Genomic DNA, 15,589 nt, shown 5'->3' on the forward strand with positions numbered 1-15,589 from the left:
ACATATGAACTCCTATTCTTAGAATCTTGTTTTACTATAGCATATATTTTGAATGATTAAGGGGCAAAAACACGTGATTTCGATTTCAACGATAAAAGAACAATTAAATAATGAAGAACTAACAAATGAAGAGGTAAACCGTCTGCGACTAGACGAACGAAAAGGTGTGCAAGCGTTACTAAAAAAATACGATCGAGCGTTGGCGCAAACAAAACAATTGGAGACCATGCACGTTGAAATGAGCCTTCATGAACAAGAATTAAGGGATAATGGGTATGCGTTGATCTGTGGTGTAGATGAAGTAGGACGAGGTCCTTTAGCTGGTCCCGTTACAGCAGCGGCTGTTATATTGCCAGCTGATTTTAAACTGTTAGGGTTGACCGACTCAAAAAAATTATCGAAAGAAAAGCGCGAACAATACGCTGTCTACATAAAACAACATGCAATCGCCTATCAGATCGTCAGCGTGTCCGCACAAGAGATTGATGAAACAAACATTTTATTAGCGACAAAAAAAGCAATGACCGAGGCGATCCAACAACTACAGGCAGCAGCGGATTTTCTTCTATTAGATGCGATTGAACTTAAGCTTGACACACCGCAGCGATCATTAATAAAAGGGGATGCAAAAAGTATCTCAATCGCTGCTAGCTCGGTATTGGCAAAAGTCTGGCGCGACGGTTATATGGAGGAACTGGCGAAAACCTATCCGGAATATGGGTTTGATGATCATGCTGGATACGGAACAAAAAAGCATTTAGAAGCGCTCCAGTCGTACGGACTAACGCGTGAACATCGCCGTTCTTTTAAACCGGTCCTAGAGCGGGCAGGTTCGTTGATTCATTCAAAGGATGTGGCTGAATAAAGGAGGTAGTGAAAGCGACATGCACGACATGACTAGTCAGTGGGCCGTTAATCAATATATTGTCGGTACGGTTACGATGCTTTATCCAAAAGAAAAGCTTGCGGCTATAACGATTCAACATCAACGACTTGTTGCTTCTTTAGATGCATCTTTAGAAGTAGACAAGCGCTATTGGTTTCGTATCAAACACGTGACACCTGTTTTAACGCTACAAATGGTTGTGCCATCCGACTCTATTTCGGTTTTAAGCGATTATTTAAAGGTGAATAAAGAACTATTAACGGTTTTTCATTATACCCATACACCTTTCACTCAGCAGCTGTTGGACGAGCTAGAATCATTAAGAAAAAAAGAGCGCCGAACCCGTAAACAACTATGTGAAGCCGTAGTAGCGTGTAAACGTCATTGGAGTGTATCGGTAACCCCGGAACATCTCAAATGGATTTGGTTAGTGGGAAACCAGACTCTAAATGTTCAGACGATGACAAATAAGCTACAACAATGGCTCAAGCAACAAAATATCTTCGAAAAAAGCGTGAATAAGGACGGAAACAGAAGTGATGAGCAGCAGAGTGGTGCCATGTTTCAGCTAGTAAAAAGGTATCAAAACGACTATGCCAATGACCCTTCTTTCCAAATTATTTATGCTTATTTCGCTTTGAAAAATGAACAGAAAAAACATCGACGTCCAATTGATATCAAGCTGTAAAAGCGCTACATAAATGCCCCTATTTTGCTCATATTAAGAGGAGAATAGGAGGCGTTTTTCGTATGACAAAAAAACAAAAGCATCAAGAAGAGTTTTCAGGTGAATTCGGTCACCTTCAACCGAGCGTTCAACAAGATCAGCAAGCAAAGGGATTTAAAAAGCTGTTTGAAAAGAAAGACAATAATGAGAAAAAAAGCGAAAAAAAGGAGAATAAAGAAGAAAAGAAATGAAATTGTCGGAATGATAGCGTTTACCCCTCCACAAGAACGAAAAAAAGTGCTAAAATGAAAAAGGATTTCGTCTTAGTAACGAAAATTCTCGTACATGAGCGTTGGATGTACGATATAACAGGAGGCTGGAGAGAGAATGAATATCCATGAGTATCAGGGTAAAGAAATTCTTCGTTCTTACGGAGTTGCCGTTCCAAACGGTAAAGTAGCATTCTCTGTTGACGAAGCAGTAGAAGCGGCAAAGGAACTTGGTTCTTCTGTATCTGTCGTAAAAGCGCAGATTCATGCGGGCGGACGTGGAAAATCCGGTGGCGTTAAAGTCGCAAAAAACTTGGATGACGTTCGTACATATGCGGATGACATTCTAGGGAAAACACTTGTTACACACCAAACAGGACCAGCAGGAAAAGAAGTAAAGCGCTTACTAGTTGAAGAAGGCTGCGACATTAAAAACGAGTACTATATTGGACTTGTAGTTGATCGCGCTACATCAAGCGTTGTGCTAATGGCTTCTGAAGAAGGTGGAACAGAGATTGAAGAGGTTGCTGAAGCGACACCTGAGAAAATCTTTAAAGAAGTGATTGATCCAGCTGTTGGCTTACAAGGATTTCAAGCAAGACGTGTTGCCTTTAACATAAACATTCCAAAAGAACTTGTTGGTCAAGCGGTTAAATTTATGATGGGCTTATATAAAGTCTTTGTTGATAAAGACGCATCCATTGCAGAAATTAACCCTCTTGTTACAACAGGTGATGGCAAAGTTATGGCGCTTGATGCGAAATTTAATTTTGACTCAAATGCCCTTTACCGCCATAAAGACATCGTTGAACTACGTGACTTGGAAGAAGAAGATGTAAAAGAAATCGAAGCTTCTAAGCATGATTTAAACTATATTGCATTAGACGGTAACATCGGCTGCATGGTGAATGGTGCTGGCCTTGCGATGGCGACAATGGACATCATTAAACATTATCATGGTGATCCCGCAAACTTCCTTGACGTAGGGGGCGGTGCGACAGCTGAAAAAGTTACAGAAGCATTCAAACTAATCCTTTCTGATGAAAACGTAAAAGGAATTTTTGTTAATATTTTTGGTGGTATCATGAAATGTGACATCATCGCTGAAGGTGTCATTACTGCTACAAAAGAAGTCGGTCTTGATATCCCATTAGTTGTCCGCTTAGAAGGAACAAATGTGGAACTTGGTAAGCAGCTTCTAAAAGATTCAGGCTTAAACATTACAGCCGCTGATTCAATGGCTGATGGCGCACAAAAAATTGTAGCTTTAGTGAAATAGAAGGGTGGAGCTAGACGAATGAGCATCTTAATTAATAAAGAGACGAAAGTCATTGTTCAAGGAATTACTGGCGCTACTGGTTTGTTTCATACGAAGCAAGCGCTAGAATATGGTACGAACATCGTTGGTGGCGTGACACCTGGTAAAGGTGGAACAGAAATCGAAGGCGTTCCAGTATTCAACACGGTTGAAGAAGCAGTGAAAGCAACAGGTGCAAATGCAACGGTTATTTATGTGCCACCAGCGTTTGCAGCAGATGCAATCATGGAAGCAACGGATGCGGAGTTGGATCTTGCAATCTGCATTACAGAAGGCATTCCGGTAATCGACATGGTGAATGTGAAACGTTACATGGACGGAAAGAAAACGAGATTAATAGGGCCAAACTGTCCTGGTGTCATCACTCCAGACGAATGTAAAATTGGCATTATGCCTGGATACATTCACAAAAAAGGTCACATTGGTGTGGTTTCTCGTTCTGGTACCCTTACGTATGAAGCGGTGCACCAACTTTCTACAGCTGGCATTGGTCAGTCTTCTGCTGTTGGAATTGGTGGAGACCCTGTAAACGGTACAGACTTCATTGATGTCTTATCACTTTTTAATGATGATCCTGATACGTATGCGGTTATTATGATTGGTGAAATCGGTGGTACCGCTGAAGAAGAAGCAGCAGAGTGGGTTAAAGCAAATATGAACAAACCTGTTGTTGGATTCATTGGTGGTCAAACAGCTCCTCCAGGAAAGCGTATGGGCCATGCTGGCGCAATTATTTCTGGTGGTAAAGGAACAGCTGAAGAGAAGATTAAAACAATGGAAGCATGCGGCATTCGTGTTGCAGCAACACCATCTGTTATGGGTGAAACACTCATTGAATCTTTGAAAGCAAACGATATCTATGACAAAAGTGTCACGCACTAAGACGTCTTTGAAACTCCTTGCGATCTTGCAAGGGGTTTTCTCTACTAATTTCAGAAAGGACTGAATCGAATCGACCCTCGCTTAATTCGCCTTGTCCACGTAAATGCAGTGCTTTATAACCAAATGGCTTGTTGGAAACGTTTATTAACATGGGACCCCAACATAACGAAAATCTATACAGCCTCAGTGGCAACAATTCGTAACGTTCTTCAAGTAAAAGAGCCAACACTCACAAAACTCCTGCACTGGATCGCCCACTCAACCCCTGAAGCATATGTTTCGAAGCTCCAACAGCAAGATATCCACGTTCTCCAACTAGATGATCCTTCTTACCCCTCATTATTAGCAGAGATTTATGATCCTCCTGTTCTTCTGTATGGCAAAGGAAACCTTCAGCTTTTAGCTACAAAAAAAATTGCGCTCGTAGGTTCACGTTCACCTACAAGCTACGGGGCACACGCAGTCGAATCTTTAACAAAGGTATTGACCGAAGCAAACGTGACGATTGTGAGTGGCATGGCACGGGGAATTGACGCTCATGCACACCGTTTTGCAATAAAGGCAGGTGGTTCGACCATTGCAGTGACTGCGTCTGGTTTTGAGCACCCTTACCCAGTTGGGAGTAAATTATTTATGGAAGAATCCCCATCTACAGCCCTGCTAACGATCTCTGAGTATCCTCCACACGTTAAACCGCAAAAATGGCATTTCCCTATGCGGAACCGCATTATAAGCGGTCTCTCCTATGCAACAATTGTAATTGAAGCCAAACAAAAAAGTGGTTCCCTTATTACCGCAGACTGTGCACTTGAACAAGGAAGACATGTTTTTGCTTTACCTGGCTCCATTTATTCTTTAGAATCTGAAGGGGCGAATTGGTTAATTAGCCAAGGAGCTTATTGCCTCTATCATGAAAGGGCTTTATTTGAATGCATGCCGAGCTTTATGTCGAATTCTATCGAAGAACAACGATTTTGTTAATTGTAGGAAGTTCGGTTTGACAAACGGGGAAAGTCTGTTTAATAATGAGGAAGATTTAATTCATAAATAGAGAAACTAAGATGAGGGAGTTGCTTTACATGTCCGATTATTTAGTAATCGTGGAATCTCCCGCTAAAGCCAAAACCATTGGTAAGTATTTAGGTAAGAAGTATGTCGTAAAAGCTTCTATGGGTCATGTGAGAGATTTACCTAAAAGCCAAATGGGCGTTAGTGTAGAAGAAAATTATGAGCCTCGTTACATTACAATACGCGGAAAAGGTCCAGTGTTAAAAGAATTAAAAACAGCGGCAAAAAAAGCCAAACGCATTTATCTTGCGGCTGACCCGGATCGTGAAGGGGAAGCCATCGCATGGCATTTGGCCCACAGTCTAAATATAGATGAACATTCCGATTGTCGTGTTGTATTTAATGAAATCACTAAAAATGCGATTAAAGATGCGTTTAAACAACCAAGACCCATTAATATGGACTTAGTGGATGCGCAGCAAGCAAGACGTATTTTAGATCGATTAGTAGGCTACAACATTTCACCTTTATTATGGAAGAAAGTAAAAAAAGGATTGAGCGCTGGCCGTGTGCAATCTGTAGCCGTTAAACTCATTACGGATCGTGAAAAAGAAATTCAATCTTTTACACCGGAAGAGTATTGGAGTATTCAAGGCCAATTTATGTATGGCAAGGAACAATTTGAAGCGCGATTCCACAGTATAAAAGGAAACAAAGAAACATTAGCAACCGAAGATGAAGTGAACCATGTATTAAACACACTTAATGGAAAAGATTTTCGTATAGCGGAAGTGAAAAAACGTGAGCGTAAACGAAATCCCGTCGCTCCGTTTACCACGTCATCGCTTCAACAGGAGGCTGCTCGAAAACTTAATTTCAGAGCAAAGAAAACCATGTTAATCGCGCAGCAGTTGTATGAAGGGATCGACTTAGGCAAGCAAGGTACTGTTGGTCTTATTACGTATATGAGAACAGACTCAACAAGAATATCAGACACTGCTAAACAAGAAACGTATGACTATATTCAACAAACGTATGGCGAAGAGTATACGAAAAAAGAAGCACAAAAGCAGAAACAAGATAAAAAAACGCAAGATGCGCACGAAGCCATTCGACCAACGTCTGTTTTGCATGAACCAAAGCAAGTGAAAGAGTATCTATCCCGTGATCAACTGCGTTTATATCGCTTGATTTGGGAGCGTCTTGTAGCCAGTGAAATGGCTCCAGCCGTGATGGATACGATGACGGTTGATTTAGAAAACAACGGCGTTCTTTTCCGAGCGAATGGGTCAAAACTAAAGTTTCCTGGTTTTATGAAAGTGTATATTGAAGGCAATGATGATAATAAAAAAGAAGAAGATCGCTTATTGCCGGATTTAAAAGAAGATGAAACGGTACAAAAAGAAGAGCTCACGCCTAACCAGCACTTTACACAGCCACCGCCGCGCTACACAGAAGCAAGGCTTGTAAAGACTTTAGAAGAACTTGGAATAGGACGGCCATCTACGTACGCACCAACCTTGGATACAATTCAACGTCGTGGTTATGTCGCTTTAGATGAAAAGCGATTTGTACCGACTGAATTAGGCGAAATCGTCTTAGACTTAATCGTTGAATTCTTCCCGGAAATTCTCGATGTTGAATTCACTGCAAAGATGGAAGAAGATCTTGATAGCATTGAAGATGGTCGAGACAATTGGATTGAGATTATTGACCAATTTTACAAGAGCTTTGAGAAAAGACTTGAAGTTGCGGAAGAAGAGATGGAAGAAGTCGAGATTAAAGATGAACCTGCAGGGGAAGATTGCGAAAAATGCGGGCATGAAATGGTCTACAAAATGGGGCGCTACGGCAAATTCATGGCATGTTCAAACTTCCCAGATTGCCGAAATACAAAAGCAATTGTAAAAGACATTGGCGTCACATGTCCGACCTGTAAAGAAGGCAATATTGTTGAACGAAAAAGCAAGAAACGCCGAATCTTTTACGGATGTGACCGGTACCCAGAATGTGAATTTGTCTCATGGGATAAACCAATTGCACGACCATGTCCGAAGTGTGAAAGCTTGCTAGTCGAAAAGAAATCAAAAAAAGGTGTATTCGTCGCCTGTACTTCATGTGATTATGAGGAAGAAAAACAGTAAAATGTCGAAATTTATCGTTTTGTAGTAGCTATTAGTTGAAATCAATGAGTAAAGATACTATGATATGAGTACGATCAAATGATGAGCCTTCACTCTACCGAGGAGTGAAGGCGTTTCTATGAATGAATAAATGTGAGCGGTATACCTTTACGCTGACAAACGTTACGTTATTGAATGTTTATTCACGAGTTTTTTCGTTTAAAGGGGAATGAAGATGACAGATCAAAAAGAAATACACGTAATTGGTGCAGGACTTGCTGGAAGTGAAGCGGCGTGGCAAATTGCAAAGCGCGGTGGCAAAGTCCGATTGTATGAGATGCGACCAGTCAAACAAACGCCTGCGCATCATACGGACAAGTTTGCTGAACTTGTATGTAGCAATTCATTAAGAGGAAATTCACTAGCTAATGCAGTTGGTGTACTTAAAGAAGAAATGCGTCGTTTGGATTCAGTTATTATTAAAGCGGCCGATGAAGCAGCGGTTCCTGCTGGTGGCGCACTGGCTGTGGATCGACATGATTTTGCTGCTCGCGTAACAAATTATGTAAAAGAGCATCCAAATGTCACTGTTGTAAACGAAGAACTAACAGAAATTCCGGATGGCCCAACGATTATTGCAACAGGTCCACTAACATCGAAAGCGTTATCGGACCAATTACGTGCGTTAACAGGTGAAGAATCGCTTTATTTTTATGATGCAGCAGCACCTATTCTTGACGCTGAAACCATTGACCGTGACAAAGTTTATTTAAAAAGTCGATACGATAAAGGTGAAGCAGCTTATTTGAACTGTCCAATGACAGAAGAAGAGTTTAATCGCTTTTACGATGCACTCATCGCAGCCGAAACGGTTCCTTTAAAAGAATTTGAAAAAGAAATTTTCTTTGAAGGCTGTATGCCAATTGAAGTTATGGCAGGTAGAGGACGAAAAACCATGCTTTTTGGACCGCTTAAGCCTGTAGGTTTAGAGGATCCGAAAACAGGGAAGCGTCCATATGCGGTTGTTCAACTGAGACAAGACAATTTGTCTGGAACGTTGTTTAATATCGTCGGATTCCAGACTCATCTAAAATGGGGACCACAAAAAGAAGTGATTCGAATGATTCCAGGCTTGGAGAATGTGGATATCGTTCGTTATGGTGTGATGCACCGTAATACGTTCTTGAATTCACCGAAATTATTACGTCCTACTTACCAAACGAAACAGCGTGACGATTTATTCTTTGCTGGGCAAATTACTGGCGTAGAAGGATATGTTGAATCGGCCGCTGCAGGTTTAACAGCTGGGATTAACGCGTATAAACAAAGCGTTGGTGAGACATTAGTACCGTTTCCTGAAGAAACGATGATTGGAAGTATGGCTGCTTATATTACAACAGCAAATCCAGATAACTTCCAGCCGATGAATGCGAACTTTGGACTTGTTCCTCCGATGAATGTTCGGATAAAAGTGAAAAAAGAACGCTATGAAGCATTGGCAGAGCGGGCATTAGGGTCAATTCAGAATTTTATGAAAGATATGTGACTTTTGTTGCCTAACGTTCCGCAATTGTGTTAGAATTTATAAGTTCTAAGAGGGAGGACAAAATGGTGGAATCCAAGGAAGCGCAATGGCTGAGTTGGTTTGTTCGTTATCTTGAAGTAGAGAAAAATTGTTCTTCATGGACAGTTACGCATTATACAAAAGATATTGAGCAATTTTATACCTATTTGTCTACACATGATTCAAAACGTTTACAAGAGCTGGTTCATCAAGATGTACGCTATTTTATTAGCGAACTTGTCGATAAAGGGTATTCAAAACGTACAATAGCTCGAAAGTTATCATCCCTACGTAGCTTTGGTAAATTTCTCGAACGAGAGCACGTTCTTTCCGATAATCCTTTCTTACATGCTCATACACCAAAACAAGAGACGAAGCTCCCCCGGTTTTTATATGAAGAAGAGATGGATCAATGGCTTCGGCTACTTCCAACGACTACGCCATATGATTTCCGTGATAAAGCCATTATTGAACTGCTTTACGCAACGGGAATTCGTGTGTCAGAATGTAGTTTGTTACATCTTGAACAAGTGCATTGGCAGTCTGGGACTGTGCGTGTTTTTGGAAAGGGTAGAAAAGAACGATACGTTCCATTCGGAAAAAAAGCCGAAGCAGCTTTACATGATTATTTGCAACAAGCGAGACCTAAACTGTTAACGGAAACAAGTGTCACCGAAGCGCTGTTTCTAAATAATAGAGGAAACCAATTAAGTGATCGAAGCATTCGGAAGATTGTGGCAAAACGAATACAGCAAGCAGCTGTTCAAAAAAGAATTAGCCCCCATGACATACGCCATTCTTTTGCGACCCACTTGTTAAATGGTGGAGCAGATTTAAGAACGGTTCAAGAACTGCTTGGTCATGAATCTTTAAAGACAACGCAAATTTACACTCATGTCAGCAAAGAACGGCTATATTCTGTCTATAAAAATTTTCATCCAAGAGCCTAGTATGAAAAAGGAGCGTTGAGAAATGGAATCTTTTCACGCAACAACCATTTTTGCTGTTTCGCATAACGGACAGTTTGCTATGTCTGGTGATGGTCAAGTTACACTTGGAAACGCAGTCGTCATGAAGCATACAGCCCGAAAAGTGAGAAAGCTTTACAGAGGAAAAGTTGTCGCAGGCTTTGCAGGTTCTGTAGCAGATGCATTTACATTGTTTGAAAAATTTGAAGCAAAGCTGGAAGAATACAACGGCAATTTACAACGTGCTTCTGTAGAGCTTGCAAAAGAGTGGCGCAGCGATCGAGTGTTAAGAAAGCTTGAGGCGATGCTCATTGTTATGGATAAAAACGACCTCCTTTTAGTGTCAGGTACGGGTGAAGTCATACAGCCTGATGACGGGATTTTAGCCATTGGTTCTGGAGGGAATTACGCATTAAGTGCAGGACGTGCGCTTAAAACCTTTGCTCCACAATTAACGGCAAAAGAAATCGCCGAAGCGGCTTTAAAGACAGCAGCGGAAATTTGTGTGTATACAAACGATCAAATTATTGTAGAAGAGCTTTAACTATAATCATGACAAAGGAGTGCACGTAGGAATGACTAGTTCACTAACGCCAAGTCAAATTGTGGAACGATTAAATCAATATATTGTCGGGCAACAAGGAGCAAAACGGTCTGTTGCGATCGCACTTAGAAATCGTTATCGTCGAACGCTCTTGGACCAAGACATGCGAGATGAGATTACCCCAAAAAACATCTTGATGATTGGACCAACTGGGGTCGGCAAAACGGAAATTGCGCGGCGGTTAGCCAAGCTCGTTGGTGCGCCTTTTATAAAGGTGGAAGCGACTAAGTTTACTGAAGTAGGGTATGTTGGTCGTGATGTTGAATCAATGGTTCGTGATTTAGTGGAGTCGAGTGTTCGACTCGTTAAGGAAGAACGGGTGGCTCTTGTCAGAGAACAAGCGAAAGAATTAGCCGATAAAAAATTGATAAACTTACTTGTTCCTTCATTGAAAAAGGAAAGCAACTACAAAAACCCTTTTGAAATGTTGTTTCAATCTCCAGGTAACGAAGAAGCTGATCAAGAGGAAGAGACCGATGAAGAAGATTTAAACCGGGCTAACCTTAAGAAGAAAATGTACGAGAAGCTCGTTCATGGAGAGTTAGAAGATCGAACTGTAACGATTGAAGTGTCTGAACAGTCACAAGGATTTATGGATCTTTTTCAAGGTGGAGCGGGCATGGAACAAATGGGCATGAATATGCAAGAAATGCTCGGGAATATGGTGCCAAAGAAAAAGAAAAAAAGACGAATGTCTGTTGCAGATGCTCGGGTAGTACTAACAGAAGAAGAAGCACAGAAACTAATCGATATGGATGACGTTACGCAAGATGCGATTAAACGAACCGAGCAAGTGGGCATGATCTTTATTGATGAAATCGATAAAGTCGCTGGGAAAAATGATCAAGGTGCAAACGTGTCTAGAGAAGGGGTCCAGCGTGATATTTTACCAATTGTTGAAGGATCAACAATCGTTACAAAATATGGCGCAGTAAAAACCGACCATATTCTCTTTATTGCAGCTGGAGCATTTCACATGGCAAAACCTTCTGATCTTATTCCGGAACTGCAAGGGCGTTTTCCGATCCGTGTTGAACTTGGCAGCCTTTCGGTTGATGATTTTGTCCGTATTCTTGTAGAGCCTGATAACGCGTTAATTAAGCAATATAAAGCTCTTTTGCAAACAGAAGGTATAGAAATTACGTTTTCAGACAAAGCTGTTCATAAGATTGCGACGATTGCGAGTCAAGTGAATCAAGAAACAGAGAACATTGGTGCTAGACGACTTCATACACTTTTAGAAAAATTATTAGAAGACTTGTCTTTTGAAGCGCCAAATGTAAATATGGAACGTCTCGAGATTACGGAACAGTACGTTGAAGAAAAGCTCGGAACGATCGCAAAGAATCAGGATTTAAGTCAATTTATACTTTAAATTTTAAGGAGAAGATGAAAAAATGGATTTATTAACAAGAACAAGGAAAATTAACGAGATGCTTCAAAAGACAAGCGGTCAGCATGTTAACTTTAGAGAAATGGCGATTACATTGCGCGAAGCAATTGGATCAAACGTTTTCGTTGTAAGTAGAAGAGGAAAGCTACTTGGTTTTTCAATTGAAGAAGAGATTGAAAATGATCGTATGAAAAAAATGCTTGATGATCGTCAATTTCCTGAAGAGTATACAGAAGGACTATTTAAAATTGAAGAGACGTCAGCAAATATTGATGTAGATAGCGAATACACGGCATTCCCTGTTGAAAATCGCGACATTTTCAAAAATGGTTTAACGACGATTGTGCCAATTAAAGGTGGCGGTCAGCGTCTAGGTTCTCTTATTCTTTCTCGTCTAGAAAATCATTTTAGTGATGATGATCTTATTTTAGCAGAATATGGTGCTACGGTAGTTGGAATGGAAATCCTTCATGAAAAAACACAAGAAATTGAAGAAGAAGCTCGTAGCAAAGCGGTTGTGCAGATGGCTATTAGTTCATTGTCGTACAGTGAACTTGAAGCAGTTGAGCATATTTTTGAAGAGCTTGACGGCAGAGAAGGGCTTCTTGTAGCAAGTAAAATTGCCGACCGTGTAGGCATTACACGTTCTGTAATTGTAAATGCGCTTCGTAAGCTTGAGAGTGCAGGCGTTATCGAATCTCGTTCTCTAGGAATGAAAGGGACGTATATTAAAGTATTAAATGACAAGTTTTTAGTAGAATTAGATCGTTTAAAAGAAAACTAAATCGATATCGTCAGGACGTGCTCGAATCAGAAATGATTCAAGCACGTTTTTTTGTTGCTAAAGTCTTTGGAATAGGGGAGGGTGTTTTTCCAATCATCTAGTACAATTTCCATTCTTTTAGTAGAGATAGAAAAAATTATCTAGGTTAAAAGGTATGCTCTATGATTTATTTATAGGCATATAGTCTATATTAAACATAAAATCATTAGTGCTTTGGGCTCAAAATCAAAAATATTTGAAAAGTGCTTAGACAAAAGCATAAATAACTAGTAAAATTTTATCATGTATAAATGGACTGGTAAAATATGCTTAAATTCGGGACGGATGATCTTTCCGAATGGATAGGAGGCAAACATGTTTACCACACAATCGATATCAGTTTTAGAAGGGGCGCTTCAGTACGCGACAGATCAGCAAAAAGCGATCTCTTCAAATATTGCTAATGTTGACACACCGAACTATAAAGAAAAGTCAGCATCGTTTCAACATGTCCTACAAACGGCTCAGGCGAATGGAAGTGAGTTTGTGGCTCGTAAGACGGACGATCGTCATATGACGTTTCCATTGCCGCATATAAGTCAAGAAAACATGAAGCAGCAACTGCAGCAATACAATCATAACGGAAACAGTGTAGACATTGATAAGCAAATGAGTTTGATGGCTGAAAATCAACTTTACCATCAGGCACTCGTTGATCGATTAACGAGTAATTTTCAATCATTAGAAACGGCAATTCGAGGAAGTAGATAGAGGAGGGATTCACGCATGTTTGATAGTATGAATGTTTCTAGCTCTGCTTTAACATTGCAACGATTAAGAATGGATGTATCATCGAGTAATATTGCGAATGCGGATACGACAAGAGGTCAGCTTGTAAATGGTGAATGGCAGCCTTATCAACGAAAAATGGTTGTTCAACAACCGCAATCATTTGCGAACCATCTTCAACAAGCGAAAGCGCAATTGAATGAAGGGGTTGTTGCACGTGTGATTGTCAATGACGGGACACCACCAAGCCTTATTTATGACCCTGTACACCCAGATGCAAATGAGCTTGGTTACGTTGCGAAGCCGAATGTGGACATTGCGCGAGAGATGGTGGATATGACAAGTGCTACTCGATCATATGAGGCGAATGTAACGGCACTACAAGCGAGTAAAGGGATGTTAATGAAATCGCTAGAGATCGGAAGGTAGGTAGAAGATCATGCAAATTCAATCCGTTCAATCTCCTTTTCAAATTGGACAAGCGCAGCGCACCGAAGTCAAACCAGAAGTCGCAGGTGAACAATCGTTCCAACAAGCTTTAACGACTGCGTTAGAAAAAGTCAATGAAGCCCAGTTACAATCTTCAGCAGCAACACAAGCGATGGCTCGTAAAGAACCAATTGACTTACATGATGTGATGATTACAGCGAATAAGGCTTCTGTTGCATTGCAAGGAACGCTTGAAGTGAGAAATAAAGTCGTGGAAGCATACCAAGAAATGATGCGTATGCAAGTCTAAGGTATGTCTAGATGGAGGCGTCATGAGCGAGAAAGTAAATGAGTTAATATCAAAAATGAAACTTCTTTGGAATGAGCGTTCAAAATTACAAAAAAGTCTACTTATTGCAAGTTTTATTGTCATTATGCTAATTATTGCTGTGCTAATTGCATTAAGTTTTCGGACGAACTACGCGCCATTATATAGCAATCTATCACTTGCTGAAGCAGGTCAAATACAAGAAGAGTTGGAAGGTCGAGGGATTACGACAGAAGTCGCAAACGATGGCACAACCATTCTTGTTCCTGAACAAGAGGTGGACCGTTTAAAAGTTGAGTTAGCTGCTGAAGGTTTACCACAAAGCGGCAGCATTGATTATAGTTTTTTCCAAGAACAAATGGGCTTTGGCATGACAGATAATGAATTTACTGTTATTGAGCGGTCTCTTATGCAAACGGAATTAGCTGAATTAATTCGGAGCATCTCTGGTGTGCAACATGCAAATGTTGTCATTACGTTAGCCGAAGATAGCGTATGGTTAAACGCTGGTCAAGAGGAAGCGACTGCTGCAGTTGTGTTAGATTTAGCGGCTGGAACAACATTAGATCAAAATCAAGTAAAAGCGCTTTACCATTTAATTGCGAGAAGCGTACCTAATTTACCATTAGAAAACATTGTCTTATCTGATTCAAACTTTACGAATTATACATACCAAGAAGAAGAACAGTCACCGACGGGGTCTTATCAATCTCAACGTGAAATCAAGCAAGAAGTTGAAGCGGATTTAGAACAAACTATTATGCAGCTGCTTCATGCAGTCGTAGGTCCGAATAATGCAATCGTCTCTGTCACAACCGACATTGATTTTACGCAAGAACAGCGCACGGAAGATTTAGTAGAACCAGTTAATGAAGAAGATATGGAAGGTTTAGCTGTTAGTGCAGAACGTGTAACAGAATTTTATGAGGGAACTGGGGCTAGTGAAGGTGGCGTCACCGGGACAGGAGATGAAATCCCGAATTATACGGGAAGCTTACCTGGCGGTGATAGTGAATCTGAGCGTACTGAAGAGCGGGTTAACTATGAGTTTAATCGCATTCATAAAGAGATTGTAGAAAGTCCTTATCGAATAAGAGATTTAAGTATTCAAGCCATGATTAACCCGCCAGAAGGGGTTCAACAATTGCCGGCACAACAAATGGAAAACATTACTGCGATGTTGGATACAATCGTGCAAACAACAATTCCAGCATCAGCGGATGGAGAAAATGAGCCTATTGCGAACCGAGTGTCGATTTCTTCAATCCCATTTGCAGAGACCGCTCAAGCAGAAGCACCAGAAGAAGCGCAAGGTCTTCCTCTTTGGATGATTATTGTTGCTGGGGTGTTAGGATTGTTTATCATCGTGCTAAGTATGGTCTTGCTGAAGACGCGTAAACAAGCTGTTGATTTAGCTGTTGATGAGCAACCAGAACGACTCGATCATGAAGAATTTGATTCGGTACCGTTTCAAGAAAGAGAAGAGCGAAATGATCAAAAACAAATGAAAGAGTTGAATCATTTAGCTAATCAAAACCCAGAAGAATTTTCAAAGTTACTTAGAACATGGTTATCTGAGGATTCGTAAAGGAGTGATC

16 protein-coding genes are annotated in these 15,589 nt (G+C 40.7%); all 16 read left to right on the plus strand.

The window, feature by feature from the left end; translation table 11 throughout:
• The first annotated feature begins 73 nt into the window (after positions 1-73).
• The 16 genes from ACE1TH_RS04255 to fliF all read left to right on the plus strand — a co-directional run bounded on the left by ACE1TH_RS04255 (position 74) and on the right by fliF (position 15,579).
• Positions 74-865 carry a ribonuclease HII gene (locus tag ACE1TH_RS04255; protein WP_375078412.1) on the plus strand — a complete coding sequence of 264 codons (792 nt, stop codon included), beginning with the start codon at positions 74-76 and terminating at the stop codon, positions 863-865.
• A gap of 19 nt (positions 866-884) precedes the next feature.
• Complete coding sequence (locus ACE1TH_RS04260) at positions 885-1,574, plus strand: hypothetical protein (RefSeq protein ID WP_375078413.1); 690 nt, start codon at positions 885-887, stop codon at positions 1,572-1,574.
• A 62-nt stretch (positions 1,575-1,636) separates the two neighbouring features.
• On the plus strand, positions 1,637-1,804 hold the full coding sequence (locus ACE1TH_RS04265; RefSeq protein ID WP_176554257.1) for a hypothetical protein: 168 nt from the start codon (positions 1,637-1,639) through the stop codon (positions 1,802-1,804).
• Positions 1,805-1,940: 136 nt separating this feature from the next.
• A complete protein-coding gene (sucC, locus tag ACE1TH_RS04270; protein ID WP_375078414.1) occupies positions 1,941-3,101 on the plus strand; it encodes an ADP-forming succinate--CoA ligase subunit beta in 1,161 nt (386 codons plus the stop codon).
• Between the two features lie 18 nt (positions 3,102-3,119).
• Positions 3,120-4,022, plus strand: a complete 903-nt coding sequence (gene sucD / locus ACE1TH_RS04275) for a succinate--CoA ligase subunit alpha (RefSeq protein ID WP_099301078.1) — start codon at positions 3,120-3,122, stop codon at positions 4,020-4,022.
• Between the two features lie 123 nt (positions 4,023-4,145).
• The gene (gene dprA / locus ACE1TH_RS04280; RefSeq protein ID WP_099301077.1) at positions 4,146-5,003 is read left to right on the plus strand and encodes a DNA-processing protein DprA; all 858 of its coding nucleotides are present in this window, start codon (positions 4,146-4,148) and stop codon (positions 5,001-5,003) included.
• Positions 5,004-5,101: 98 nt separating this feature from the next.
• Positions 5,102-7,174, plus strand: coding sequence for a type I DNA topoisomerase (gene topA / locus ACE1TH_RS04285; protein ID WP_099301076.1), 2,073 nt, complete (start codon positions 5,102-5,104; stop codon positions 7,172-7,174).
• A 214-nt stretch (positions 7,175-7,388) separates the two neighbouring features.
• On the plus strand, positions 7,389-8,699 hold the full coding sequence (trmFO, locus tag ACE1TH_RS04290) for an FADH(2)-oxidizing methylenetetrahydrofolate--tRNA-(uracil(54)-C(5))-methyltransferase TrmFO (protein ID WP_099301075.1): 1,311 nt from the start codon (positions 7,389-7,391) through the stop codon (positions 8,697-8,699).
• Positions 8,700-8,761: 62 nt separating this feature from the next.
• Complete coding sequence (gene xerC / locus ACE1TH_RS04295) at positions 8,762-9,667, plus strand: tyrosine recombinase XerC (protein WP_255223357.1); 906 nt, start codon at positions 8,762-8,764, stop codon at positions 9,665-9,667.
• Positions 9,668-9,689: 22 nt separating this feature from the next.
• Positions 9,690-10,229, plus strand: a complete 540-nt coding sequence (gene hslV / locus ACE1TH_RS04300) for an ATP-dependent protease subunit HslV (RefSeq protein WP_099301073.1) — start codon at positions 9,690-9,692, stop codon at positions 10,227-10,229.
• 31 nt (positions 10,230-10,260) lie between these two features.
• Positions 10,261-11,664 carry an ATP-dependent protease ATPase subunit HslU gene (gene hslU / locus ACE1TH_RS04305; RefSeq protein WP_099301072.1) on the plus strand — a complete coding sequence of 468 codons (1,404 nt, stop codon included), beginning with the start codon at positions 10,261-10,263 and terminating at the stop codon, positions 11,662-11,664.
• A gap of 22 nt (positions 11,665-11,686) precedes the next feature.
• Positions 11,687-12,466: a GTP-sensing pleiotropic transcriptional regulator CodY gene (gene codY / locus ACE1TH_RS04310; protein WP_099301071.1), complete on the plus strand. Its 780-nt coding sequence runs from the start codon at positions 11,687-11,689 to the stop codon at positions 12,464-12,466.
• A 354-nt stretch (positions 12,467-12,820) separates the two neighbouring features.
• Positions 12,821-13,216 carry a flagellar basal body rod protein FlgB gene (gene flgB / locus ACE1TH_RS04315; RefSeq protein WP_099301070.1) on the plus strand — a complete coding sequence of 132 codons (396 nt, stop codon included), beginning with the start codon at positions 12,821-12,823 and terminating at the stop codon, positions 13,214-13,216.
• 15 nt (positions 13,217-13,231) lie between these two features.
• The gene (gene flgC, locus ACE1TH_RS04320) at positions 13,232-13,663 is read left to right on the plus strand and encodes a flagellar basal body rod protein FlgC (protein WP_375078415.1); all 432 of its coding nucleotides are present in this window, start codon (positions 13,232-13,234) and stop codon (positions 13,661-13,663) included.
• A gap of 10 nt (positions 13,664-13,673) precedes the next feature.
• A complete protein-coding gene (fliE, locus tag ACE1TH_RS04325; RefSeq protein ID WP_099301068.1) occupies positions 13,674-13,973 on the plus strand; it encodes a flagellar hook-basal body complex protein FliE in 300 nt (99 codons plus the stop codon).
• 22 nt (positions 13,974-13,995) lie between these two features.
• Entirely contained in the window at positions 13,996-15,579 is a 1,584-nt protein-coding gene (gene fliF, locus ACE1TH_RS04330; RefSeq protein ID WP_099301067.1) for a flagellar basal-body MS-ring/collar protein FliF, read from the plus strand.
• The last annotated feature ends 10 nt before the right edge of the window (positions 15,580-15,589 follow it).

The organism is Shouchella sp. JSM 1781072 (assembly GCF_041949915.1).
In the GTDB taxonomy this organism is placed as follows: Bacteria; Bacillota; Bacilli; order Bacillales; family Bacillaceae_D; genus Shouchella.

Coding starts and splice junctions, on each gene's coding strand:
- ACE1TH_RS04260 (WP_375078413.1), top strand. CDS start 885: ATGCACGACATGACTAGTCAGTGGGCCGTTAATCAATATATTGTCGGT.
- ACE1TH_RS04265 (WP_176554257.1), top strand. CDS start 1,637: ATGACAAAAAAACAAAAGCATCAAGAAGAGTTTTCAGGTGAATTCGGT.
- sucC (WP_375078414.1), top strand. CDS start 1,941: ATGAATATCCATGAGTATCAGGGTAAAGAAATTCTTCGTTCTTACGGA.
- sucD (WP_099301078.1), top strand. CDS start 3,120: ATGAGCATCTTAATTAATAAAGAGACGAAAGTCATTGTTCAAGGAATT.
- dprA (WP_099301077.1), top strand. CDS start 4,146: ATGGCTTGTTGGAAACGTTTATTAACATGGGACCCCAACATAACGAAA.
- topA (WP_099301076.1), top strand. CDS start 5,102: ATGTCCGATTATTTAGTAATCGTGGAATCTCCCGCTAAAGCCAAAACC.
- trmFO (WP_099301075.1), top strand. CDS start 7,389: ATGACAGATCAAAAAGAAATACACGTAATTGGTGCAGGACTTGCTGGA.
- xerC (WP_255223357.1), top strand. CDS start 8,762: ATGGTGGAATCCAAGGAAGCGCAATGGCTGAGTTGGTTTGTTCGTTAT.
- hslV (WP_099301073.1), top strand. CDS start 9,690: ATGGAATCTTTTCACGCAACAACCATTTTTGCTGTTTCGCATAACGGA.
- hslU (WP_099301072.1), top strand. CDS start 10,261: ATGACTAGTTCACTAACGCCAAGTCAAATTGTGGAACGATTAAATCAA.
- codY (WP_099301071.1), top strand. CDS start 11,687: ATGGATTTATTAACAAGAACAAGGAAAATTAACGAGATGCTTCAAAAG.
- flgB (WP_099301070.1), top strand. CDS start 12,821: ATGTTTACCACACAATCGATATCAGTTTTAGAAGGGGCGCTTCAGTAC.
- flgC (WP_375078415.1), top strand. CDS start 13,232: ATGTTTGATAGTATGAATGTTTCTAGCTCTGCTTTAACATTGCAACGA.
- fliE (WP_099301068.1), top strand. CDS start 13,674: ATGCAAATTCAATCCGTTCAATCTCCTTTTCAAATTGGACAAGCGCAG.
- fliF (WP_099301067.1), top strand. CDS start 13,996: ATGAGCGAGAAAGTAAATGAGTTAATATCAAAAATGAAACTTCTTTGG.